Origin of the sequence: Kocuria kalidii (assembly GCF_044462225.1) — a bacterium.
Lineage (GTDB): Bacteria > Actinomycetota > Actinomycetes > Actinomycetales > Micrococcaceae > Kocuria > Kocuria kalidii.
On record NZ_JBISWJ010000078.1, the window covers coordinates 67,226 to 90,689 of the forward strand.

At 74.8% G+C, this 23,464-nt stretch carries 23 protein-coding genes; 9 read left to right on the forward strand and 14 right to left on the reverse strand.

Annotation, left to right across the window (positions count from 1 at the left end; translation table 11 throughout):
• Nucleotides 1-5: 5 nt before the first annotated feature.
• Nucleotides 6-917, reverse strand: coding sequence for a TIM barrel protein (locus ACH9D3_RS11855; protein WP_396411068.1), 912 nt, complete (start codon nt 915-917; stop codon nt 6-8).
• 206 nt (nt 918-1,123) lie between these two features.
• Complete coding sequence (locus ACH9D3_RS11860; RefSeq protein ID WP_396411069.1) at nt 1,124-1,993, reverse strand: GmrSD restriction endonuclease domain-containing protein; 870 nt, start codon at nt 1,991-1,993, stop codon at nt 1,124-1,126.
• Nucleotides 1,994-2,087: 94 nt separating this feature from the next.
• Between ACH9D3_RS11860 and ACH9D3_RS11865 the strand changes: the two genes are divergently transcribed.
• Entirely contained in the window at nt 2,088-2,795 is a 708-nt protein-coding gene (locus tag ACH9D3_RS11865) for a Pr6Pr family membrane protein (protein ID WP_396411070.1), read from the forward strand.
• A gap of 73 nt (nt 2,796-2,868) precedes the next feature.
• Here the strand turns inward: ACH9D3_RS11865 and ACH9D3_RS11870 are convergent, their stop codons facing one another.
• On the reverse strand, nt 2,869-5,124 hold the full coding sequence (locus tag ACH9D3_RS11870) for an esterase-like activity of phytase family protein (RefSeq protein ID WP_396411071.1): 2,256 nt from the start codon (nt 5,122-5,124) through the stop codon (nt 2,869-2,871).
• Between the two features lie 174 nt (nt 5,125-5,298).
• On the reverse strand, nt 5,299-6,048 hold the full coding sequence (locus tag ACH9D3_RS11875; protein WP_396411072.1) for a peptidase: 750 nt from the start codon (nt 6,046-6,048) through the stop codon (nt 5,299-5,301).
• Nucleotides 6,049-6,302: 254 nt separating this feature from the next.
• Here ACH9D3_RS11875 and ACH9D3_RS11880 point away from each other — a divergent pair, with 254 nt between their 5' ends.
• Nucleotides 6,303-6,998, forward strand: coding sequence for a dienelactone hydrolase family protein (locus ACH9D3_RS11880; RefSeq protein WP_396411073.1), 696 nt, complete (start codon nt 6,303-6,305; stop codon nt 6,996-6,998).
• Nucleotides 6,999-7,261: 263 nt separating this feature from the next.
• A complete protein-coding gene (locus tag ACH9D3_RS11885) occupies nt 7,262-7,891 on the forward strand; it encodes a maleylpyruvate isomerase family mycothiol-dependent enzyme (protein ID WP_396411074.1) in 630 nt (209 codons plus the stop codon).
• 54 nt (nt 7,892-7,945) lie between these two features.
• Here the strand turns inward: ACH9D3_RS11885 and ACH9D3_RS11890 are convergent, their stop codons facing one another.
• Nucleotides 7,946-8,110: a hypothetical protein gene (locus ACH9D3_RS11890; protein ID WP_396399412.1), complete on the reverse strand. Its 165-nt coding sequence runs from the start codon at nt 8,108-8,110 to the stop codon at nt 7,946-7,948.
• Nucleotides 8,111-8,401: 291 nt separating this feature from the next.
• Entirely contained in the window at nt 8,402-9,232 is an 831-nt protein-coding gene (locus ACH9D3_RS11895) for a hypothetical protein (protein WP_396411075.1), read from the reverse strand.
• Between the two features lie 423 nt (nt 9,233-9,655).
• Here ACH9D3_RS11895 and rox point away from each other — a divergent pair, with 423 nt between their 5' ends.
• Nucleotides 9,656-11,083 carry a rifampin monooxygenase gene (rox, locus tag ACH9D3_RS11900; RefSeq protein WP_396411076.1) on the forward strand — a complete coding sequence of 476 codons (1,428 nt, stop codon included), beginning with the start codon at nt 9,656-9,658 and terminating at the stop codon, nt 11,081-11,083.
• A 42-nt stretch (nt 11,084-11,125) separates the two neighbouring features.
• On the opposite strand, the gene ACH9D3_RS11905 is transcribed toward rox, so the two are convergent.
• A complete protein-coding gene (locus ACH9D3_RS11905; protein ID WP_396411077.1) occupies nt 11,126-11,716 on the reverse strand; it encodes a GNAT family N-acetyltransferase in 591 nt (196 codons plus the stop codon).
• Between the two features lie 307 nt (nt 11,717-12,023).
• Here ACH9D3_RS11905 and ACH9D3_RS11910 point away from each other — a divergent pair, with 307 nt between their 5' ends.
• The 4 genes from ACH9D3_RS11910 to ACH9D3_RS11925 all read left to right on the forward strand — a co-directional run bounded on the left by ACH9D3_RS11910 (nt 12,024) and on the right by ACH9D3_RS11925 (nt 15,704).
• Nucleotides 12,024-12,641, forward strand: coding sequence for a TetR family transcriptional regulator (locus ACH9D3_RS11910; protein ID WP_396411078.1), 618 nt, complete (start codon nt 12,024-12,026; stop codon nt 12,639-12,641).
• A 25-nt stretch (nt 12,642-12,666) separates the two neighbouring features.
• Nucleotides 12,667-13,395, forward strand: coding sequence for a VC0807 family protein (locus ACH9D3_RS11915; RefSeq protein ID WP_396411079.1), 729 nt, complete (start codon nt 12,667-12,669; stop codon nt 13,393-13,395).
• Between the two features lie 114 nt (nt 13,396-13,509).
• Nucleotides 13,510-14,547, forward strand: coding sequence for a DUF2332 domain-containing protein (locus tag ACH9D3_RS11920; protein WP_396411080.1), 1,038 nt, complete (start codon nt 13,510-13,512; stop codon nt 14,545-14,547).
• Between the two features lie 125 nt (nt 14,548-14,672).
• Nucleotides 14,673-15,704 (forward strand): FAD-dependent oxidoreductase, encoded by a 1,032-nt coding sequence (locus ACH9D3_RS11925; RefSeq protein WP_396411081.1) that lies wholly within the window; start codon nt 14,673-14,675, stop codon nt 15,702-15,704.
• Between the two features lie 89 nt (nt 15,705-15,793).
• On the opposite strand, the gene ACH9D3_RS11930 is transcribed toward ACH9D3_RS11925, so the two are convergent.
• The 7 genes from ACH9D3_RS11930 to ACH9D3_RS11960 form a co-directional block, all read right to left on the reverse strand.
• On the reverse strand, nt 15,794-16,891 hold the full coding sequence (locus tag ACH9D3_RS11930) for a VIT1/CCC1 transporter family protein (RefSeq protein WP_396411082.1): 1,098 nt from the start codon (nt 16,889-16,891) through the stop codon (nt 15,794-15,796).
• A 285-nt stretch (nt 16,892-17,176) separates the two neighbouring features.
• Nucleotides 17,177-17,683 (reverse strand): SRPBCC family protein, encoded by a 507-nt coding sequence (locus ACH9D3_RS11935; protein WP_396411083.1) that lies wholly within the window; start codon nt 17,681-17,683, stop codon nt 17,177-17,179.
• Between the two features lie 226 nt (nt 17,684-17,909).
• Nucleotides 17,910-18,338: a DUF1801 domain-containing protein gene (locus ACH9D3_RS11940; RefSeq protein ID WP_396399402.1), complete on the reverse strand. Its 429-nt coding sequence runs from the start codon at nt 18,336-18,338 to the stop codon at nt 17,910-17,912.
• A 180-nt stretch (nt 18,339-18,518) separates the two neighbouring features.
• A complete protein-coding gene (locus ACH9D3_RS11945; RefSeq protein ID WP_396411084.1) occupies nt 18,519-20,198 on the reverse strand; it encodes a sensor histidine kinase in 1,680 nt (559 codons plus the stop codon).
• The gene (locus ACH9D3_RS11950; RefSeq protein ID WP_396399400.1) at nt 20,195-21,640 is read right to left on the reverse strand and encodes a glycosyltransferase family 2 protein; all 1,446 of its coding nucleotides are present in this window, start codon (nt 21,638-21,640) and stop codon (nt 20,195-20,197) included. Before ACH9D3_RS11950 ends, ACH9D3_RS11945 begins: the two co-directional genes overlap by 4 nt.
• Entirely contained in the window at nt 21,640-22,719 is a 1,080-nt protein-coding gene (locus ACH9D3_RS11955) for a HEAT repeat domain-containing protein (protein ID WP_396411085.1), read from the reverse strand. The genes ACH9D3_RS11950 and ACH9D3_RS11955 overlap by 1 nt, the downstream gene beginning before the upstream one ends.
• A 13-nt stretch (nt 22,720-22,732) precedes the next feature.
• Nucleotides 22,733-23,116, reverse strand: a complete 384-nt coding sequence (locus tag ACH9D3_RS11960; protein WP_396399398.1) for a response regulator transcription factor — start codon at nt 23,114-23,116, stop codon at nt 22,733-22,735.
• Between the two features lie 179 nt (nt 23,117-23,295).
• Between ACH9D3_RS11960 and ACH9D3_RS11965 the strand changes: the two genes are divergently transcribed.
• Nucleotides 23,296-23,451: a hypothetical protein gene (locus ACH9D3_RS11965; protein WP_396411086.1), complete on the forward strand. Its 156-nt coding sequence runs from the start codon at nt 23,296-23,298 to the stop codon at nt 23,449-23,451.
• The last annotated feature ends 13 nt before the right edge of the window (nt 23,452-23,464 follow it).

The window sequence follows — 23,464 nt, forward strand, 5'->3', positions numbered from 1 at the left end:
CCCGCTCAACGGCGGGCCCCCGCGCGGTCGAGACCGCCGAGGGAGGGGAGGTGGTCCAGGAGGAACCGGCGGCTGTCCGGGACGGAGTGCTCGTGCACGTCGTCGTGGTCGTAGAGCTCCACGCTGACCCACCCGGTGAACTCCTCCTCGTGCAGGACCCGGCCGACCGCGCCGAAGTCGATGTCCCCGTCACCGGGGACCAGGTGGGCGTGGACGCGCCCGGCGATGTCCTCGACCTGCAGGTGGCGGGTGACGGGCAGGTGGTGCCGCAGGGACGCCAGCGCGTCCTCCTCGACCACCACGGTGTGCCCGAGGTCCTGGCTCAGCCACAGGGAGTCGGAGCCGGCACGCTCGATGATGCCTGCGACCTGGGCGTTCGTCTCGGCGAGGAAACCGGGTTCGGGCTCGATGCCCAGCACGGTGGAGCCCGGGGCCGCGCCGGCCGCCCGCAGCTCGCGCTCCAGCACGTCCAGGAGCTCGGCCACGGAGCGGTCCAGCACGCGCAGGGCCTCCTCCGGGTCCGCGCCGGGAGTGAGCCGGCCGGTCGAGAAGACCACGATCGGCACGCCGATCCGCACGCCGATGCGCACGGCGCGGCGCAGCAGGTCCATCCGGCGCTCGCGGGCGGCCGGGTCGGCGTCCACGAGGGCGGGCTCGAACGGGCGCTCGCTCAGCAGCAGCGGGTCCCCGGTGGCCAGGCTGCACGCCACCAGGCCGGTCTCGTCCAGCACGGCGCGCAGCTCGGCGGCGTCGGCGTCGGTGAAGCTCCACGGATCCACGTGCTGACGGTTGAGGGACAGCTCGATGCCGGCGTAGCCGGAGTCGGCGAGGAGCCGGACGGCGGCCGGCAGGGACAACGAGCGCAGCCCGTTGGCGTTGTAGGCGAGGCCTGGGCTGTGGGCGGTCGGACGGGACATGGCGGCTCCTGACGGGGTGGCGGACGGCGGACGGACCCGCGGCGGGTTCCGCCCCGCGCGCAGGACGGAGCTGTCCCCCGGGGCGGACGACGGGGTGGTCCATGACGAGCACGGTGCGATCCGTCCGTCAGCTGCCCCCCACGGGGAACCCTAAGCCCCAAGTCGGACAACTGCTTGTGGTGTCCAGCACCGTCGTCGGAGCCCTGCTACCCCTCGCAGGCCAGACCCTCGACCCCACCGCGGTCCAGCGCCGGGCGGTAGCCGGGGTGGTCCGAGCGCAGGGGAGCCGCGCCGGCCGCGCGCACGGCGGCACAGTCCGCGTAGTGGACCCCCGCCGCCGGCGAGCGGTCCGTGCCGGACGGTCCCGCGGTGTCCCGCGCGGGAGGAACGTCGCCGGGCACGCCCTGTCCCGGGCACCCGGCCAGCACGTCCGCCATGGCGTCCCGCTCGGGGGCCGTCACGGAGAGCCCGTAGCGGGCCTTGACCGCGATCTGGGTGGCCACGTACTCGCAGCGGAAGGACTCGTGCGGCGGCAGCCACCCGGCCGCGTCCGAGGCGGACTTCTCCCCGTTGGTCGGCCCGTCCACGGCCCGCAGGTTCAAGGGGTCGTTGGCCAGGGAGGCGCGGTCCTCCCGGCCGAGCCGGTCGGCGCCGGAGTCCCACGCGTTCCGCAGCGCCACCACGTGGTCGATCTGCACGTCGGCGGAGGTCAGCGGTCCGCGCTCGAACGCGACGGTCAGCCCCGTGTAGGGGTCCTCGAGGGTCCCGGAGAGGACCGTGCACCCGTCGCCGGCGACGACGACACCGGTCAGGTCCCGGGCCAGGACGTCGTTGCGGGCGTCGCAGCCGTTGCCGTCCGGATCGGCCCACTCCCCGAACTGCGCGAGCCGGTCGTAGTCCTCGCCGGCGCCGGCGTCCTCGACGGGCAGGTCGGCGAGCGCCCGTGCGGCGGGGGACGCGCCCTCCCGGGCCTGCGGGGTGCACCCGGTCAGGGCGGCCAGGACGACCACGAGCGGGACGAGCACCGCCCGCCGGGCGCCAGCCCGTCGTGCCTGCGGTGCCCCGGTCCTGCGCACGGTGTGGCCTCCGCCCCGGACGGTGGTGGTGGATGGAGGCCTATTCTCGCAGGTCGGCGGGGCAGGGTAGATTGCGGCACCGGAGGAGGCGGACATGAGACGGTTCTTCGCCGCGGCCCGCGTGCTGACGGGACTGGCCCTGGTCGTGGCCGTGGCCGGGCGGCTGCAGGCCTATCTGCGGTTCTGGGTCGAGCGCGGGGACCAGCACCTCGCGGTCGACGTCGCCAACTTCTTCAGCTACTTCACGATCCAGACCTCGCTGTTCCACGCCGTGGTGTTCGCGCTCGGGGCGTGGTTCCTGCTGGCCCGGCGGGGCGCCGAGCCGCGGTGGCTCGGGGTCCTGCGCGCCGCGGCCACGACGTACACGGTCACCACCGGCGTGGTCTACAACGCCCTTCTGCGCGGGCTGCCGCAGGAGGCCGCCCTGGAGCAGCCGTGGGCCAACGAGGTGCTGCACACGATCGTCCCGGTCTACGCGCTGCTGGACTGGCTGCTGGCCCCGGGACGGAGCCCGGTGCGGTGGCGCACGGTCGGGGGGATCGTGGTCTACCCGGTGCTGTGGGCGGCCTGCACGCTGGTACGGGCCCCGTTCGTGCTGGACGAGGGCACCGGCAACCCCTGGTGGTACCCCTATCCGTTCCTGGACCCGCACGAGTCGGCGGGCGGCTACGGGACCGTGGCGGTCTGGGTCGCGGCGATCGCGGTGCTGATCACCGCGATGGCCTCGCTCCTCGTCGGGTTCTCCCGGCGCGGAGCGAGACCTCCCGACGACGACGATGACCTGGGCGGCCCCAGCGACTGACGGGTCCCTGCGGGCAGGACGGCCTGCACGGGCAGCCGGACAGTTCCCCGGACGCCGTCGTCGGGACGTGCCGTCAGGGCAGGTCCGCCACGGCCGCGACCGCGAGATCCGGGTGGTCGGCGAAGAGCCCGTCCATGCCGGCCTCCACGAACACCTCGATCTCGCCGGCCAGGTCGCCGAACGCCCGCGGATCGATGCCCGAGCGGTGCTCCGCCGGCAGGAAGAAGTTCTCCGCCCGGAAGGTCCAGCCGTGGACCTCCAGGCCCGCGGCGTGGGCGTCGGCGATGACGGGCGTCGGCGCGCCGAGGGTGCCGTCGGCCTCCCGCGGGATCATGACGTCCTTGCAGGCGCCGAGGACGTCGGCGTAGGACGCGATCTCCGCCAGGCCCTCGGCCGTCGTGAGGTCGGCGTACGTGCGCGGATCGCCGGCCGCGGCCAGGTCGAAGGGTGCGCCCGAGCAGTTCACGAGCTGGGCCAGGTCCACGTCGGTCATGCCGTCGAGCTCGCGCAGGCCGGCGGTCTCGAAGCTCTGGAGCACGACCGGGTCCTCCGCGTCGCCGTAGCCGTTGGCCTCGAGCACCTCGACGACCTTCTCCTCCAGGGAGAGCCCGATCGAGTCGAAGTACGTGGGGTGCTTGAGCTCGGGCGCGATCCCCACGGGCTCGCCGTCGCACGTGCGCGAGCGCCGGGCGAGGTCCACGACCTCCTCGAAGGTCGGGACCGGGTAGAGGCCGTCGAAGGCGGCGCTGCCCGGCCGCAGCAGCGGGATGCGCTCCTCCGCGCGCAGGGTGCGCAGCTCGGCCAGCGTGAAGTCCTCGGTGAACCAGCCGGTGACCTCGACGCCGTCGACCACCTTCGTGGTGCGCCGCTCGGCGAACTCCGGGCGGTCCTCGACGTCCGTGGTCCCGCCGATCTCGTTCTCGTGCCGGGCCACGAGCTCCCCGTCCTGGGTGGGGACGAGGTCGGGCTCGATGTAGTCCGCGCACTGGGTCACGGCCAGCTGGTAGGAGGCCAGCGTGTGCTCGGGCCGGTAGCCCGAGGCGCCGCGGTGACCGATCACCTCGGTGCCGGTCCCGGCCCCGGGCTCGAGGCGCTCGCGGCCCAGCACGATGAGCTCGGTGTCGTCCGGGGTGCCGGGGAGGCGGGCGTCGTTGCCCGGGTAGTTGTTGTCGTTGCCGACCAGCAGGCGGCCGTCGCGCAGCTGCAGGACCACCTCGACCGACTGCTGGGGGAAGGAGAAGTCCGCGCCCACGCCGTAGGCGTCGGGGGAGGACTCCGTGCCGATGCCGGCCGGGTTGTCGATGGCCCGCAGATCGGCGACCAGCTCCTTCTCGAGGTGCCCCGAGTCGTCCGTGCGGCGCAGGTCGACGGCGTAGACGCGCTTGGTGACCGCCGCGGCGCCGTCGAGGTCGTCGCGCTCGAGGACCAGCAGCCGGTGCTGCTCCGTCAGGAAGGCGTCGCCCACGAGGTTGGCGTCGGTGTCCGTCTCGTAGTCCCACGTGCGGCCGGTGTACTCCCGCTCCTTCGTGTCGAACTCCAGGACCAGCCGGCGGCGCGGGTCGTCGCCGGCGAGGGCGCCCTCCAGGACCGGGTAGAGGTAGCGGCCGTCCTTCGAGCCCGCCAGGGCCTCGAAGCCCTTGCTGGCGCCGACGGCGGGCCGCTCCCCGTCCTCGAGGTAGGGGCTCTGCGGCGACTCGAGCGTGCCCTCGCCGCCCTCGCGGACGTCGGCCAGCGGGACGGGCTCCTCGAGCACCACGCCCTGGGCGTCCACGTGCAGCAGGAAGGGGCCGAACTCCTCGCCGATCCAGAAGGTGCCGTCCGGCTGGCGGACCACGGACTCGACGTCGAAGTCGCTGCCGGTCAGCAGCCGTTCGTCGGTGTCCTCGTGGACCACCGGGAAGGGGATCCGGTGGTGCGGATCGCGCAGCGACACGACGTCCTGGATCTCGATCTCCCCGGCCCCGCCCTCGGCGGTCTCCCACTGCGGGGCGATGCGGTAGAGCCGCAGCAGGAAGTCGGCGGAGTTCTCCCGGGTGCCGAAGCCGTTGTCCGGCATGGCCCAGAAGGTGCCGTCGCCGTGGTCGACCACGGCGGAGAAGCCGGGGATCACCTGGCCGCCGAAGGGGCCGGTGCGGCCGTTCGCCGGTGTCGCGTCCGCTCCGGACGGCGGGCCCTCGGCGAGGTGGTCGGCGGAGAGGGTCGCGCGCTGCTCGAGCACGGGCGCGGTCGCGGGTCCGCGGCCCGGACCGTCGTCGTGGGCCGCCGCCCCCGGGGTCGTCGTGAAGAACATGGCCGCGGCCAGCGCGGCGGCTGCTGGGACTCTGCGCATGCGCCGAGCGTAGGTCCGGGTCGTGGCCGCCCGGTGGCGCCCGGGGAACATGACGGCGAACGACGATGCCCCGGACGTTCACCGATGCCGCTGTGACCTGCGGCTCCGGGCCGCGGCAGAGACTCGGCGGGGCGCTCGCGGGGTGACCGGGGGTGCGCACCGGGCCCGTCCGGATCACAGCCGCGGCACGCACTCCCCGGCGCCCAGCCTGGCCAGACCCGCCCGGTCGCCCGCGGCGAGGACCGTCGTCCCGCCCGCCGGGTGCATCAGCTGCGCGGGGTCGTCCACGTGGGAGAGCCCCACCACGTGCGCCAGTTCGTGGACGACGGTCGCGCGGACGTGGGCCGCTCCGCCCGGGCGATCCAGCACCTGCGCCAGGCCGGGGGCGTCGAGGGCGACCTGGCCGGTGACGTAGACGAACGGCTGACCGGGCGCCTGCCGGGCCGTGCTGCCGCCGAGGCCCACGACGTCCCCGGCCAGCCCCGGCACCTCGGTCTCGTCGGACCACGTGATCAGCACGGGCGCCCACTGCCGGCCGTACCGCTCCGGCTGGTAGGGCGCACGCCGGTCCGCGGGGGCCTCCGTCGTCGTTCCGGCGGGCACGAACTGCAGTCCGGTGGCCGCGGAGATCTCGGCGACCGCCTCCTCGACGAGCTGCCGGCCGCCCGGCGGGGCACCGTCCGGGCGCACGACGTAGCGCACCGTCCGGCACGGGTCGTAGGCGACCATCGGCTGGCCGGGATCGGGGGAGTCCGTGAAGCGGTAGCCGCCCGCGTCCGCGACCTCCGGGGGCGCGCCGAGCGGGGCCGGCGCGGCTCCGACCCCGGGCGGTGGTGCCGACGCGTTCGGCAGATAGGGGCGGACGGCCGGCAGCGCGTGGTCCTGGAGGAGCCCGGGGGCGATCCAGAGCAGGAGCAGCAGCACGGCACCCGCGGCCGGCGTCGCCCGCCACGTCCTGCTGCGCCGTCGGGGAGACGCTCTCCGATGCGGGCCGGCGGCACCGGGCTGGGGCATGGTTCCTGGCTTCTGTGCTGGATCGGGCGGTCCTGCGGACCGTCGAGACGTGTATGAAAGCAAACACAACTGATCACCGATCATCCCCTCTGCGGCGGGGAGCCGCTGTCCACACTCCTGCCTACACTGGCCCGACGCACGCCGAACCGTGGAGGAGCACCGCAGTGGAGACCACCCCGCACCAGAACGTCACCTTCCCCTCGGCCGGGGGACAGGCCCACGGCTACCTGGCGCTGCCGGCCGCCGGCCGCGGCCCCGGGGTGATCGTCGTCCAGGAGTGGTGGGGGCTGACCGACCACATCCGGGACGTGGCCGACCGGCTCGCCGACGCGGGCTTCGTGGCACTGGCCCCGGACCTCTACGGCGGGTCCATCACCCACGACGGCGAGGAGGCCGCGGAGATGATGTCCCGGCTGCCCGAGGACGAGGGCGTCCGCCTGCTCGCCGGGTCCGTCGACGTCCTGCTGGACCACGAGGCGGTCACCAGCTCCACGGTCGGGGCAATCGGCTTCTGCATGGGCGGCGGGTTCGTCCTCGCCCTGGCCGCCGCCCAGGGCGAGCGGGTCGGCGCCGCCGTACCCTTCTACGGGGTGGGCCAGGGCGTCCCGGAGGCCTTCCACGGGGTGCATGCGGCAGTGCAGGGCCACTACGGCCGGGAGGACTCGTCCTATCCGGTGGAGCAGGCCGAGGCCCTCGAGGGGCAGCTCCGCCGCGAGTCCGTCGCGCCGGTGGTGGAGTTCCACTACTACGACGCCCCGCACGCCTTCCACAACGACCAGAACCCGCCGAACCACCGGCCCGACGCCGCGGCCACGGCCTGGGAGCGCGCGGTCGCCTTCCTGCGGGAGCACGTCCGCTAGCCCACGGCGGGCCCCGGCGCAGCTCCGACCGCGGCCGACGTCCTGCCCGAGGAGACGCCCGAGGGGTGGGTGCGGCTCACGCCTCGGCTGCAGATCACGGCGGGCTGATCCGCCGCCGCCGACCACCCGGGCGTTCCCAGGACGCGCTCGGCTGAGTAGCGTTCGAGCATGGCACCGGACCGCGACGCAAGCATTTCCGCCAGCCCTGTCAGCTCCGTCGACCCGGTCGGCTCCGGCGGCGACGTCGGCGAGCGGGGATCAGCATGAGCGAAATCTGGTCCGTGGTCCACGCCGAGCGCCGGGCGCTGATCCGGGACCTCGAGGACCTGCCGGCGCAGCAGTGGGCCACCCCCTCGCTGTGCCCCGGCTGGGACGTCCACGACGTCCTGGCCCACCTCGTCGACGACGCGAGGACCACGCGCCTGGGCTTCCTCGGCCGCCTCGCGGCCTCCGGCTTCGACTTCGACCGCTGCAACGACCGGGGGATCGCGCGGGAGCGCCGGGCGGATCCGGGCGGCACGCTGGCCGCGTTCCGGGCGGTGAGCGGACGCACCACGAGCGCTCCGGCACCGCGGGCCGCCCGGCTGGTGGAGGTCTTCGTGCACGGGGAGGACATCCGGCGCCCGCTCTCCGTCCGCCGCGCCTGTCCGGCCGCCCACGTGGCCGAGGCCCTGCGGTACCAGCTGCGGACCGGTGGAAGACTCGGCGGGGGCAGGGAGCGCGGGGCGGGGCTGCGCCTCGTGGCGACCGATGCCGACCTGGCCGTCGGCACGGGCCCGGAGGTGCACGGCCCCGTCCTCGCGCTCCTGCTGGCGGTCTCCGGGCGCCCGGTGGGCTCCGACGAGCTCACGGGACCCGGTGCCGCGGTCCTCGCTCGCCGCCGGACCGGGTGAGGACTGCGCCGTTCCGCGGGGAAGCCCCATCCGTGGCGCAGGACCGCCGCCGGATCAGTGCTGCCGCAGCGGGCGTGCCACGACCCCGGTGGAGACCGCGAAGTACGCGGCCGCCGCGAACAGCAGCGTGGCCCATCCGTAGGCCTGGGATCCGAGGGCCAGGACCGCGCCGTTGGCGACGAACAGCACGAGGGCCGCGACCGTCAGCCACTGCGCCACCTGATTTCCGTGAACTTCTCGAACCCCTGCCACTGCTGTCCCCTTCGTCGTTCCGCACCCGTCTGCGACCACAGCCGGACGAGCCCCAAGTTAGGTGTCGTGCGGGGCATATGTCTGGGGACTTAAGTCCAGACCTCGGATCGTGCGCGCCGACATCGCCCCTGGTCAGGGCCGGCGGGCGAACATGACGAAAGATTGCTCGGGGTGCACGCACCGCCCGGCGCGGACATGCGACGGGGCGGAGCCGTGGAACCCACGACTCCGCCCCGTCCCGCGGGTGCGTGCTCCCGCCTAGGGTGCGGCGGGGACCGCTCCGGCGTCGGCGCCGGACAGACCCGGCTGGACCGCCGCGCCGGCACCCTGCTGGCCGGTGTCCGTGCCGGTCTGGCCGCTGTCCACCTGCTGACCGCCCGTGTCCGGGAGCTGCTCGCCGGACGTGGTGCCGTCCCCGGTCACCGCCCCGTCCCCGGGAGCGACCTCACCGGGAGCGACCTCACCGGGGAGCACGGCGGTCTCGTCGGCCGTGTCCGTCCCGTCCGCGGGGGCGATCTCACCGGTGTCCGCGGCCGGGTCCTCGGCCGGGGCGGGGGTGGTGGCGCTGCGCTGGGACACCGACTCGCTGCCGGTCACGGTGCGCTGGATCGTGCCCGTGCCGCCGGAGAGCTCGGTGCCGGTCAGTGCCTGGATGCCGAAGATCGCCGCGACCGCCAGGCCGAGGACGGCGCCGGTGCTGACCAGGACGGGCTTGAGGCGGAGCCGCAGGGCGCCCCGGGGGCTGCCCTCGGCCACGGGCGAGCTGCCCTCCGACGCGGAGGCGTCCAGGCCCGGACGCGCGAAGACGCGCTGGGCCACGGTGCTGTGCACCTTCTGCAGGCCGCGGCGGCTCTTCTCGAGCGACGCCGAGTAGAGCACGATGGCGACACCGGAGACGATGCTGGTCAGGGCCGCGCCGAGCACGGTGCCGACCACGCTGAGGTGGCCACCGAGCACGGACATGGTCGCGGCGGTGGCGGCGCCGGCGAGGAGGCCGGGGACGTTCAGGGCCGGGCTCTTCTTCTCGGGCTGCCCGTCGGCCTGGGCCTGGTCGTCGGGTGCCGGGGTCTCGCTGCGTGGTTTTTCCAAGGTCATGCTGTCCTGCTTCGGTTGCGGGGAAGGGGGGGAGCCGATCCCCGCGACGTTGCCCGGGCCAGCCCTCCCCATTATCCGGACGGACCGGGGAATGTGCAGGCCGAGTGGGCACTCTCACACCCCGCGGTCCCGCGCGGCGCAATGCTGCGTCAAGGTGCCGGTCGTCGGCCGACCCGGCTCCGAAGGGGTGGCGTCGCGCGAAGGGCGCGGCGAACGGCTCGGTGCGGGCGAAAGGGGAGCTGCCGTCCCCCTGCCACTTTCACGGTACAGCGCACCGGGGGTCTTGTGGCAAGACCCGGGTCGTGCCGCAGAATTCCCAGCCAGAGCCGAGACCTGCGCAGTCGGGGCGGCGCGACATCGACGGCCCCGAGGCACTTCCTGCCGAGCCGGAGGGCGTCCTGGCCGAAGGGGGATCCCATGATCGACGTGATCGTTGCCGGGGGCGGACCGAGCGGCATGATGCTGGCCGGCGAGCTGCGGCTGCACGGTGTGCACGTGCTGGTGCTGGAGAAGGAGACGACGCCGGCCGAGTACGTCCGCGGGCTCGGCCTGCACGTGCGCAGCGTCGAGGTCCTGGACCAGCGAGGTCTGCTGGGGCGGTTCCTCGCGCACGGCCGGAAGTACCCGCTCGGCGGTGTCTTCGCCGGCATCGACAAGCCCGCCCCCGACCGGCTCGACACCGCGCACCCCTACGTCCTCGGCATACCGCAGACCGTCACCGATCGCCTGCTGGCCGAGCGCGCCGAGGAGCTCGGCGCCGAGCTGCGGCGTGGGTGCGAGCTGGTCGGGCTGGACCAGGACGACCACGGGGTGACCGCCGAGCTGGCCGACGGCACGCGGCTGCGCTCGCGCTACCTCGTCGGGTGCGACGGCGGCCGCAGCACCGTGCGCGGACTGCTCGGCGTCGGCTTCCCCGGGGAGCCCTCCCGGGTCGACACGCTGCTGGGCGAGATGGAGGTGGACGTCCCGCCGGAGACGGTGGCCGCCGTGGTGGCCGACGTCCGCGAGACCCAGAAGCGGTTCGGCGCCGGGCCTCTCGGGGACGGGCGGTACCGCGTCCTCGTGCCCGCCGAGGGGGTGGCCGAGGACCGCACGGTCCCGCCGACCCTCGAGGAGTTCAGGCAGCAGCTGCGGTCGATCGCCGGCACCGACTTCGGCGTGCACTCGCCGCGCTGGCTCTCCCGCTTCGGCGACGCCACCAGGCAGGCCGAGCGCTACCGGACCGGCCGGGTGCTGCTGGCCGGCGACGCGGCGCACATCCATCCGCCGGTCGGTGGGCAGGGCCTCAACCTCGGCATCCAGGACGCGTTCAACCTCGGCTGGAAACTGGCCGCCGAGGTCCGGGGCTGGGCGCCGGAGCCGCTGCTGGACAGCTACCACACCGAACGGCACCCCGTGGCCGCCGACGTGCTGAACAGCACCCGCGCCCAGATGGAGCTGCTGTCCACCGAGCCGGGTCCCCGGTCCGTCCGGCGGCTCCTGTCGGAGCTGATGGACCTCGAGGAGGTGCACCGGTTCCTGATCGAGAAGACCACCGCGATCGGGATCCGCTACGACGTCGGCGAGGGGCACGAGCTGCTCGGCCGACGGCTGCGGGACGTTCGGCTACGGCGGCGGCGCCTCTACGAGCTGATGCACGGCGGCCGTGGGCTGCTGCTCGACCAGACCGGCCGGCTCTCCGTGGAGGGGTGGACGGGCCGGGTCGACCACGTCGTCGACACCAGTGAGGAGCTGGACGTGCCCGCGGCGCTGCTGCGGCCGGACGGCCACGTGACCTGGGTCGGCGAGGACCAGCAGGACCTGCTCCGCCACCTGCCCCGGTGGTTCGGCGCCGCGACCGGCTGAGGACCGGTCGTGGGAGACCGCGTCGCCGTGGAGACGGCCCGATCAGGGCAGGGTCCGCCGCATGAGGACGCGCGGGAACCGGTTGAGCGTCGAGGCGGTGTCGGCGGCCCAGATGAAGCCGGCCCGGTCGAACATGGCGCGGGTGCCGACGTAGGCCATCGTGGTGTCGACCTTCCGGTCCCCGTTGTCGACGGGGTAGCCCTCGATCGCCGGTGCGCCGTGGCTGCGGGCGTGCTCGACGGCGCCCTCGAGCAGGGCCCGGGCCACGCCGCGGCCCCGGTGGCCGCCGCGGACCCGGAAGCACCACACGCTCCAGACCGGGAGGTCGTCGACGTGGGGGATCGTTCTCCCGTGGGTGAAGGCGTGCAGCTCGGCGCGCGGGGCGACGCCGCACCAGCCGACCACGGTCTCGTCGTCGTAGGCGAGGACGCCCGGCGGGATCGGCCCGGCGCAGAGCTCCTGGACCACCCGGGGCCTCTCCCGGGCGGTGAGCGCGCGGTGCTCCTTGGACGGGAGCCGGTAGGTGAGGCACCAGCAGACCGCCGAGTCGGGGTTCCGGGGTCCCAGGACCGTGGCGACGTCGTCGAACCGCTCGCTCGTCGCCGGCCGGATCGTGAACGGAGTGCGCGTCATGGTCGTCCCTCGGTGTCGGCCGGCGCGGTGCCGGCCGTGCCTCTCACCCTAGGGAGATCCCGCCGTGCCGACCACCCTCCTGCCGGAGCGGTCGACGGCCCGGCCCGCACGGGAGAGCTGCCCGACGCCACGGGCGCGCACGGGCCCGAGGACCGCTCCGTCGCCGAGGTCGCCCGGATCGTGGGGCCGGCGATCGAGCGCCCGCCGTCCGCCGTCCAGCCGGCCGGGACCGCGGACACCGCCGTCGTTGCCCGATCGAGACCGATGAGGTCTGGCGCCGATTGACCGCTCGGACGAGAATTTGACCATGCGGTCAACCAGGGAGCCGGACGGGGCGGGGACGTTCACGGAGCGGGCCCGCCGGGAGCAGATCCTGGCGTGCGCCGTCGAGGCGATCGCGGAACTGGGCTACGGCCGGGCGTCGCTGGCGGAGATCGCCCGCCGGGCGGGGGTCAGCAAGGGCGTGGTCTCCTACTACTTCCCCGGCAAGGACCGCCTGCTGGAGCAGGTCGTGGCCGACGTCTACGCCCGCGCCGGTGCGGCCGTCGCCGAGGCGACAACCGGGCGCACCGGGACCGCGGCCCTGCGGGGGTACCTCGAGGCCAACCTGGGCTTCCTGGCCGGCCACCCGGCCGGCATCCGGGCCGTCACCGAGATCGTGATGAACCTGCGCGGCTCCGACGGCGCCCCGCGGTTCACCCCGACGGAGGCGGACCCGGTGCTCGCCCACCTGGAGCAGCTGCTGCGGGACGGCCAGCGGGCCGGGGAGTTCCGCGACTTCGACGCGCGCAGCATGGCCGTGCTGCTGCGCGGGGCGATCGACACCGCCTCCGGGCGGCTCGTCACCGACCCGGGGTTCGACCTGGCCGCCTACACCCGCGAGCTCGTCGGCACGGCCGAGCTCGCCACCCGGAGAACGCCCTGAGGGCACCGTCGCCGAGGAGGACGCCATGAGCACTGCACGACCCCCGACTCCCGACGGCGGGACCGACGGCGCCACCGCGACCCGGTGCGGCGGCGTGGCCGGGTGGCTGGGCGTGGACCTGGTGCTGCCGTTCGTCCTCTACTACGGCTCCCGCCTGGCCGGGGCGGACGCGTGGACGGCCCTGATGCTCGGGGCGGCCGGGCCCCTGGTGCGCGTGGTGGTCACGGCCGTGCGGGCCCGGCGGCTGGAGCGGCTGGGCCTGTTCACGCTCACCGTGCTGGGAGCGGGCACCGTCGTCGGACTCCTCAGCCCCGACCCGCGCCTGCTGCTGGCGCGGGAGAGCTGGCTGACGGCCCTGGTCGGTGCGTGGATCCTGGCGTCCCTGCTGGGGGAGAAGCCGGTGCTCTACGAGGCCACGATGCGCCTGATGCCCCCGGCCGCCGCCGCGGGCTGGCGCCGCGACTGGGAGACCAGCCCGGGCTTCCGCCGCCTGCTGCGCCGGATGACCGCCGCCTTCGGCGCGGCGTTCCTGCTCGACGCCGCGGCCCGGGTGGTGATGGCCTGGACGCTGCCCGTCGACGTGGTGCCCGGAGCCAGCGTCGGGCTGCTCGTGCTGCTGCTCGTGCTCGTCGTCCAGGTGTCCAAGGCGTGGGGCCGCCGCCACCTGGGTCCCCCGCCGGCCGGCTCCGGGGAAGCAGCAGCACCTCCGGAACCGGCCACCCGGCCAGGGTCCGAGCCGTCCCCGGACACCTGACCCGCCCGACCCCGAGCGGTCGAGCGCTTCCTCCTCTCGACTAAGATCACAGCGATGCCAGGACCGACCGCAGGAGGCGCCGGACCCACAGGAAGGGCCCGCACACTCGCCGAGGTGTACAGACGCTTCGGCGAGGTCGACGCCGCCGGACACTCGCCCCTGTACGAGCGCGTCGCCGTCGCCCTGAGCGAGTCCGACGAGGCCCTGCGTGCCATCGCGACGGCACCGGCGCACCAGCGGCACCCCGCGGTGGTCCTCGCCGCGCTGCACGACCTCGCCCTCGCCGGACGCGCCCCGGAGCTCGCCGCGGCCTGTGCCGCAGCGGACGGTCACGCTGCCGCCGGCGCGGCGATCGACACGCTGCTGCGGATGCCCGACGCGGTCGCGGCCGTCGCCGGGCGCCGGCGGCCACGGACCGACGAGACCGGACGCGGCGCCGTGCTGTACCCGGCTCTCGCCGAGGCGGCGCACCGGACGGGCGCGGATGCGGTGGGGCTGATCGACGTGGCCTGTCCGGCCGGGTTCAACCTCACCGTCGACCGTGTGGGCATCACGTACAGCAACGGACAGTTCCTGGGCGATCCGTCCTCTCCCGTGCAGGTGGCGTCGTCGCTCGTGGGAGACCGGCCGGTCCCGGGGCGGAGGGTGCCCGAGGTCGTCGCCCGCGTCGGCGTCGACCGCGAGCCGCTCGACGTCACCGACGCGGACGACGCCCGCTGGCTGCGCGCCTGCCTCTGGCCGGACCGGCCGGAGCGGGCCGCACGGCTCGACGCCGAGATCGCGCTGGCGGCGACGGCCCGTCCGGTGCTGCTCCAGGGCGACGCCGTCGAGGTGCTGCCCGAGGCCGTCGCGCACGTGCCCGAAGGGGCACTGCCCGTCGTCACCACGACGTGGGCGCTGTCGCGCCTCCCGCTCGAGGGCCGCCTGCGCTTCCTGCACCGCCTCGACGAAGCGGCGGCCAGCCGGCCCGTGGCGTGGGTGTCGGTGGAGGGGGTCGGCGTCGCGCCCGCGGTCCCGACGCTCGGTGATCGCCGCGCCTCCGGCCACAGCATCATCGGGCTGGCGGTGTTCGACGGGGCGTCCCTGCACGCCGAGGCCCTGGGCCGCTGCTGGTCGCGGGGCCGCCTGCTGGCGTGGCTGGCAGATCCCTGATGTCCTGCCGGACGGATCCGTCGACCGAGGTCTCCGGAAGCCGGCCGAGAAGCAACGACAGCCGCAGCGGCCGTCCGTCCCGGGCGCGGGTCCGGGACGGGGAACCGCCGACCGAAGGAGGCGCCGTGCGTGGAACGGCCGTCGTCGTCGGGGCCGGCATCGCCGGTCTCGCCACCGCCCGTGGCCTGCTCCGCACCGGGTGGACCGTCCACGTGCTCGAGCGCTCGCCGGACCTGCCGAGCACCGGGACCGCACTGGGCATGTGGCCCGAGGCGATGCGCGCCCTGGACCGGCTGGGTGCGGGCGAGCACGTCCGTGCCGCCTCGGTCGAGCAGCGGGGAGGGCGGCTCCTCCGGCCGGACGGCACCGAGATCGCCCGCATCGGCCCGGGGCGCACCGCCAGGCTGGTCCCACGGCCCGCGCTCCTGGCGGCGCTCGCCGAGGGCCTTCCGCCGGACGTCGTCGCGTGGAGCCACCCGGTCACCGACCGCCGCACCCTGTCCGGGGCCGACCTCGTCGTCGCCGCCGACGGCGTCCACAGCCCCACCCGTGCCGCGCTCTTCGGCGTCGGTCCGCGGCCGCTGGGCACCGTCGCCCTCCGCGGCACCGTCCCGGGGCCGGCGGCCGGGGTCACGGAGACGTGGGGGCCGGGACGGCTCTTCGGCATCACCCCGCACGACGCCGAGCACACCAACTGGTTCGCGAGCGTCCGCGCCGACGTGCTCGACGCGGCGGCGTCCGGAGGCGGCGGCGACCCCCAGATCCTCCGCCGGCTCTACGGGGACTGGCACCCGGCCGTGCGGCGCGTCCTGGACGCCCTCGGGGACAGCCCGGTCGACCGGCGCATCCTGCTCGACGTGCCCCCGCTGCCCTCCTACGTCCGGGGACGGACCGTGCTCCTCGGCGACGCCGCGCACGGCATGGCACCCAATCTCGGCCGGGGCGCCTGCGACGCCCTCCTCGACGCCACGGCCCTCGTCGGCGCACTGACCGCGGCCCCCGACGTGCCCGCCGCCCTGCACCGGTACGACGCCGCCCGCCGCCGGCCGACCGTCCGCACGGTGCGCGCGGCACGCCTGGCGAACAGCGTGAGCACCGCGCGGCACCTGCTGCCCGTGCGCAACGCGGTCGTCGCCGCGGCCGCACGTCTGAGCTGACCGGGACGCGAGCGGCCGCCGCCGCTCCGGAGCCCACGGCGCACCGTGGTCCCGCGGGCGGGCCGCGGCGGCCGCGCCCCGGCGGGGGCTCACGCGATGCCGGTGCCGAAGAGCAGACCCAGGGCGTAGGTGGCCCCCGCGGCGCCGTAGCCGATGGCCAGCTGCCGCAGCGCCATCCGCAGCGGGGACCCGCCGGAGAGCAGCGCGACCACGGCTCCGGTGGACAGCAGCGCCAGACCGACGACGGCGGCCGAGACGACCACGGCGAGCGTCCCGCCCAGTCCGAGGAGGTAGGGCAGCACGGGGAGGATCGCCCCGGAGGCGAAGAAGCAGAAGCTGGCCGCGGCCGCGCCCAGACCGGTGCCGACGGCCTCGTGCTCGTCGCCCTCGGCCACCGGCACCGGGCCGGTGTCCTCGGCACGGGGAGTGCGCAGGACGCGGGCGGCCTTGGCCTCGGCCGCGTCGGGGTCCATGCCGCGGGCGCGGTAGAACAGGGCCAGTTCGTTGGCCTCGGCATCGAGCATCGGCACCTTCTGGTGGGTGTCCGCGCTGGGGGTGGAGGCCTCCAGCAGCTCACGCTGGGAGCGGACCGAGACGTACTCGCCGGCGCCCATGGACAGCGCCCCGGCGAGCAGGCCGGAGATGCCCGTGAGCAGCACCATGGGGTTCGAGACCCCGCTGGCGCTGATGCCCATCACCAGGGCCAGGTTGGAGACCAGTCCGTCGTTGGCCCCGAACACGGCGGCCCGGAAGCTGCCGGCCATCCGGTTGCGCCCCCGGGTGGCCAGGGCCCGGACGACCTCCTCGTGGATCTGCTCGTCGGCGGCCATCGCATCGGTGGCGTGGAGGTCGGCCTCGTACGGGGAACGGGACTCCGCCCGCTGCATGAGGGCCAGGACGAACACGGACCCGAAGTGGCGGGCGAGGAAGCCCAGGAGGCGGGATCGCAGGGATCCTCGGCGCGGATGCCCCACATGGTGGCCGAGAAGGGCGATCCAGTGCTGCTCGTGGCGGGCCTCGGCCTCGGCGAGTCCCAGCAGGATCTCGCGTTCCTCACCGGTGCGCCGGGCGGCGAGGTCGCGGTAGACGGCGGCCTCGGCGCGTTCGTCGGCCAGATAGCGGCGCCAACGGCGGACCTCGGCTGCGGTGGGCGAGGGAGCTGCGGGGGTGTGGGAAGGAGTGGTCATCGTCGTCCTGGAGGCAGGGCTCCCGCCGGAGCGCCCCGGGAGCAGGGAGACTTCGGCCGGAGCGGTGTCCGGCCGAAGGTCTCGTTCGCTCGCGCACTCAGGTGCTCGAGTGGCGCACCGGGTCTCCCGTCCGGGGGGACCAGCATGTCGACGCGCCTCTGCATCCACCCGGGAGGTGGCGGGAACTACTCCCCTTCGACCCGTTCACCGTACCCAGGTTCCTCGATCGGCCGGTTTCGGTGCACCGAAACGGTGGTGCACCGAGGAGGCGCATCGCGTCGCCCGTCACGGGGCGGAGGGCGACGACGACGCGGCGTCGGCCTCGGCGACGCGCCGGAGCCGCTGCAGGCTCTCGTGCAGTGCCTCGCGCATGGTGGTCATCCGGTCCGGATCCCGGAGCAGGGTGCCGATGACGAACCAGCCGATGCGGCCGACCGGGCGGGCGACCTCCCAGGACTCCGTCACCCGGGTGCCGGTGCCCTCGGGCTCGAAGCGGTAGCGCCACACGATCGTGCCGAAGAACGCCTCGGTCCGGGCGAAGGCGAACTCCCGGCCGGGCTCGGCGGCCATGACGATCGGCGTGTTGTGCCAGGAGAACCGGGAGTCCTCCGGCACGCGGTTGCGGGCCCGGAAGCGTGCGCCGACACGGGGTCCGCCGTCGTCGAGCCAGACGACCTCGTCGACCTCGGGACTGTACTCGGGGGTGCGGGTGACGTCGGCGACGAGGTCGTAGACCGTCCGCGGCGGCGCCTCGACGTGGACGGACTCCTCGGCGCGGCCCAGGGTCTGCATGACGGTCCTCCGTGCGGTGTCCGAGTAGCGCGGGCCCGGGCACCACGGGGGCGCGACCGGGTCGGGTGCCTCCACGGTAGGACCCCGGTGCGCCGGTCCGTCCGGGTGAGACCGGATCGTTGCTCGGCGCGGCTGCGTGTCGCCGGATCCGGGCGGGTCGCGGGGCGCCGGTGCGTGATCCGGTCGGCCCGATCGCGTGCCGGGCCCGATCGCGTGCCGGGCCCGGTCAGCCCGGAGCGCCGTCGCGGGCGCGGTCCGTCCACGGGCCGTCGCCGAGCTTGGCGTAGGACGCGGCGACGATGTCCGCGAGGACGTCCAGGTCCACGGCGTCGAGGTCCTTGACGTAGATGCAGCCCACCCCGGTGGTGTGCGGGCCCAGCCGTGCCAGCTGCTCCTGGTGGGCGTCGACGCCGTCGTACACGTAGATCGTCGTCGCGGCCTTCCGGGCGGCGAAGCCGGCCGCGGGGGCGTCGCCCTCGTGGCCGCTCGCGTACCGGTAGTGGTACTGGCCGAAGCCGACGATCGTGCCCCACATCTCGGCCGGCTGCCCGGTGACCCGGGCGAACAGCGGGACGAGGCGCTCGGCGTCGGCCTTCCGCTTCCTGGGGGTGACCCCGGCGAGGTGCTCCTCGACCGGCTGTCCTGTCTTCTCCATCTGGGGTCCTCCTCCGTCATGGCCGGGCTCGCGGATCGTTCCGCCCGGAACGCCGCGCCCGGATCGCTCCGCTCGGATCGCCCTGCCCGGGCCGTCGCTTCCGGACCGTCGCGACCGGACCGGCCGTGGCGGCGTCCGGCGCCACCGTGCGGTCCAGCGTAGTGCCGGTCCGTCGCGTGCTCACCCGGTGGCCGGTGTGCTCCCGACCGTTTCACCCCCGGCCTGTTCACCGCTGGCCTGTGCACCCCCGTCCTGTTCACCGCTGGCCTGTGCACCCCCGGCCTGTGCCCTCTCGGCCAGGGGCAGCTCGAGCACCACGTGGGTGCCTTCGCCCTCGACGGAGTCCAGGTGCACGTGCCCGCCGTGCTGCTCGACGATGGTCCGCACGATGACCAGGCCGAGGCCGGTGCCCGGTACCTGCTGGGCGGTGGCGTTGGACGCGCGGGTGAAGCTGGTGAACAGCTTGTCGAGGTCCTGCGCGGGGATGCCCATGCCGGTGTCGGTGCAGTGCAGCTGCACGACGGAGCCCTCGTCGGCGGTGCTCCAGGTGAGCTCGACCGCCCCACCGGGCGGGGTGAACTTGACGGCGTTGCTGACCACGTTGGTGATCGCCCGTTCCAGGCGCTCCTGGTCGCCCTCGACCGGCCAGGGCCCGCCGGGGCCGGCGCCGAGCCGGACCTGGCCCCGGGCGGCCTGGGGCGCGAGGTTCACCAGGACGGCGTCCAGGCACTCGGCCAGGTCCACGCGCTCGCACCGCTGCCGCTGGGGGCCCTGGTCCATCCGGTTGATCAGCAGGACGTCCTCGATCAGCAGCTGCAGGCGCAGGGTGTTTCGCTGGGCGATCCCCACGGCGTGACGCTGCTCGGCGCCGAGCTCGCCGAAGTCGCCGTCCTCGAGCATCTCCAGGTAGCCGCTGATCGAGGTCAGGGGGGTGCGCAGCTCGTGGTTGGTGGTGGAGAGGAACTCCGACTTCTGGCGGTCGAGCTCCTGGAGCTGGTCGAGCGCCTGCTGGCGCTGCTCGGCCAGCTCCCGCACCGCGGCGGAGTGCTCGTTGAAGGACCGGGCGACGTCGATCAGCCTCGTGCGGGCCTCGTCGGTGAACTCGTTGAAGGAGCGGGCCAGGTCGACGACCTCCACCGCGCCGACGGACGTGCTGGCGCGGGCCGAGGAGTCGCCCTCGCGCTGGCGGACCACGGTCTGCTGCAGCCGGAGCAGGGGGAGGGCCAGCAGCCGGTCCACGCGCCGCAGGGCCAGCAGGACCGCTCCCACGGACAGGGCGGTGACGACCAGCACGGCCAGCGCGGCGGCGTTCAACGACCAGCGCAGGTCGGCCCGGCCCTGCTCGCGCAGGTCCGAGACGTCCCGGTCGAGCCGGCCGAGGGCGTCGAGGCCCCGGTTCATCGACTCGGCCGAGTTCTCGAGGTCGAGGGAGGCCGGGGAGGCGGTCACCGCGACCGGGCGGGTGTCGCCGAGCCAGTCGTCGATCGCGGTGTTCAGCGGTCCCAGCTGGTCCAGCCGGCCGTCGGCCAGGGAGGTCAGCCGGGTCCGTGCGTTGAGCAGGTCCGCGGCGGCGCGCTGGTACTCCTGGGCGAAGGAGGGGTCCTCGGTCAGGACGTAGCCGCGCACGGCGGCCTGGGCGCGCAGCAGGGTCGAGCGCACCTCGTGGCTGGTGTCGACCAGCGGGGTGATCGTGGTGCGGGTGGTCGTGACGTCGTCGCGGATCGTCTGGATGCCGAGGAGCGCGGTGGCGCCCGTGACCGTCAGGGCCACGCAGAGCAGCAGCAGCAGCTTCATCAGGATCGCCCGGACCCGGTGCCGGTTCGCGCCCCGGGTCGCCCGGACCGCTGTGGCGGGACTCATGCCTTGACCTGGCCGAACCCGGACCGGGTCATGGTGCCCCAGACCTGCTGGCGGCCGGTCAGTGCCGCGGCCCACCCCTCCAGGCGCCACCACGCGGTGGCCTGGCGGTAGCCGGCGTTCTCCAGCACGGCCGCGACCAGGGTGGTCCCCAGGTCCCGCCAGCGGGGGTACTTGTGGTAGCTGAGCTCCTCGACCGTCACCGCGGCGAGGGTCACGAGGATGGCGTAGGCGTAGGCCACGAGCATGAACAGGAGGAAGTACTGGACCGACACCACGCCGAGGGTGAAGCCGAGCAGCATGAGGACCAGCCCGCCCAGTTCCAGCAGCGGGGCGAAGAGCTCGAAGGCCCAGTAGTAGGGCACCGCGACCAGGCCCAGACGCCCGTAGCGGGGGTTGAACAGCATGCCCCGGTAGGCCCACAGGGTCTCCCACAGTCCCCGGTGCCAGCGCGAGCGCTGCCGGCGCAGCACGGAGACGGTGCTGGGCACCTCGGTCCAGCAGATCGGCTCGGTGAGGAAGGTGACCCGGTAGGGCGTGCGGCGGCGGCGCAGGTGGCGGTGCAGGCGCATGACCAGCTCGAAGTCCTCGCCGATGCTGGTCGGGTCCAGTCCGCCGATCTCCACGAGCACGTCGCGGCGGAAGACGCCGAAGGCGCCGCTGATCAGGATCAGGGCGTTGAGCCGGGACCAGCCGGCCCGGCCGAGGTGGAAGGCGCGCAGGTACTCCACGACCTGGATGTCGGCCAGGGGCCGGCCCGGCATCCGGACGTCGATCACGCGTCCGTCGCGGACCCGGCAGCCGTTGGCGGCCCGGATCACCCCGCCGGCCGCCACGGTGCGCACGGGGTCGTCCACGAAGGGCCGGCAGACGCTCAGCAGGGCGTCGGGGTCCAGCAGGGAGTCGGAGTCCACGAACACGACCAGCTCCTCCCGGGCCAGGTTCACGCCGACGTTGATCGAGTCCGAGCGCCCCGAGTTGGCCTTGCGCACCACGGTCAGGCGCGTCCGGCCGTCCCGGGGGACGTGGATGCTGGTGGGCCGCCGGCGCACCGGCAGGTCGCCGGGCATCTCGCGCCCGACCGGGACCAGGTCGAAGGCGGCGCGCAGCACCTCGAACCCGCCGTCCGAGCTGCCGTCGTCGACCACGACGACCTCGTGCTGCGGGTGGTTCAGGGAGAGGAAGGACTCCACCGCGGTGCGGATGCCCACCTCCTCGTTGTGCATCGCGGTGACCACGCTGATCCCGGGCATCGTCCGGGAGCGGACCAGCTCCTCGCGTCCGGCGAAGGGCGCCCGGCGCTGGTGGGCCACGAAGTCCACGGCGGCCAGCACGATCATCAGCAGGTAGGAGCTGTTGATGAGCAGGAAATAGATCAGCACCGGGAGCGCCACGATCTCCAGGGTCGCGGTCACGATGCCCCGCAGCGGGTCGAGCCAGTCCATCACCGGCCTCCTCGCAGGCCGGCCAGCTGCAGGGCGTAGCGGGACGGGCCGGCGGACGGCCCGTCCAGGGCGGCCGCCGCCTGCAGGTGGGTGCGCCCGCCCGGTCCCAGCTCGGCCAGGGCCGTGGCGGCCCGCTCGGCGACCCGGGGGCGCGGATCGGCCAGCAGGGGGCACAGCGCCTCGACCGCGGCCGAGGACCCCAGGCGCTCCAGGGCGCCCACGGCGGCGAGACCGACCTGTTCGTCCTCGTGCTCGGTGAACCGGCAGAGCAGGGGCAGGTCGTCCACGGAGCCGACGCGCCCCAGCGCCCCGAGCATCGCGGTCAGCGTCCGGGTGTCCTGCTCCTCGGGCAGCCGGGCCCGCACGGCGGGCCCGGCCTGGGGCACCGGGCGGGCGTCGACGACCGTGGCGGCCACGTGGCGCACGGCCGGGTGCGGGTGCTGGAGGGCCTCGACGACGACGCTGCCCACGGGCTCCCCGAAGGCGCACAGCGACTCGACCGCCGCCCAGCTCGGGAGCCCCTGCGGTCGCCGGCGCGGGGCCACCGCGCGCACCACGGCCCGCGCCGCGCCCCCGTCGCCGATCAGCGTCAGGGCGCGGGCGGCGGTGACCACCACGTCCGCCGAGCGGTCCTGCAGCAGCGGGGTGATCTGGGGCCCGGCGTCGATCTCCCGCATCAGGCCCAGGGTCCACGCGGAGTGCGCCCGGCGGACCGCCGAGGCCGAGGTCAGGCCGCGGCGGGCCCACTGCGCCCGGCCGTGGGTGCGCAGCACCTGGGCCAGCGCCCGTGCCGGGTCGCCCCGGACCTTCGAGAGCAGCACCGACACGGTCCGGTCCACCAGGGCGACGTGGCGCGGGGCCACGGCCGTCAGGCGCGCCAGGGCGGAGGAGTCGTCGTCCTCCCCGGAGGCGACCTCCAGCAGGGCCGGGCGCAGCGGCGTCAGGACCGCCTGCTCCCGCCGGACCCGCCAGGCCCGCCCGCAGCGGGAGCCGACCACGATCGCCAGCAGCACCGCCGCGGCGAAGACCATCGCCCACAGCACCCACCACAGCAGCTGGGCGGAGACGTGCGACTCCACGAGTGCCGTCACCTCAGCGGCCCCGGCCCAGCAGCGTGTTCACCCGGTGCATCAGCTCCCGCGGGCTGAACGGCTTGGTCACGTACTCGTCGGCGCCGCTGGTGTAGCCGTCGTCCACGTCGACGTCCCGGGCCCGGGCGGTCAGCAGCACGACCTTGAGCGACCGGAGCTGCTCGTCCGCCCGGATGCGGCGCAGCACGTCCAGCCCGCTCAGGCCCGGCATCATGACGTCCAGCAGCACCAGGTCGGGGCGGAACCCGGTCAGGGCCTCCAGGGCGGCGTTGCCGTCGCCGACGGCCACGACCTCCATGCCGGCCTGCTGCAGCTTGAACACCACGAGGTCGCGGATGTCGGCGTCGTCGTCGGCCACGAGCACCGACGGGCGGGAAGAAGCCAAGGGGAGCTCCTCGAACGGGGGGACGGGGGGAACGCGGGAACGGCCCGGAACAGCGGGGAAGGACCACCTGCATCTGTTTGCGATCATAACGCCCGGGAGCGGGGAACCGGCCGAGGACACCGGCCCCCGCTCACGGGTCGTGCCCGGGCGGCCCCGGAGCTCCGCCGCGGGGGCCGCCCGTGCCGGACGCCTCCTGCTGGGTGACGCTGCCGGCGTCGTCGTTCGCCGAGCTCGCGATGGTCTCTCCGGTCGTCGCGGACGAGGTGCTCTCTGCGCTCGTCGTGATCGCCGCCGTCGTCCCGGAGCCCCGACGCGACGGCCCAAGGGCTCGTTGACCTGGGATTCCTC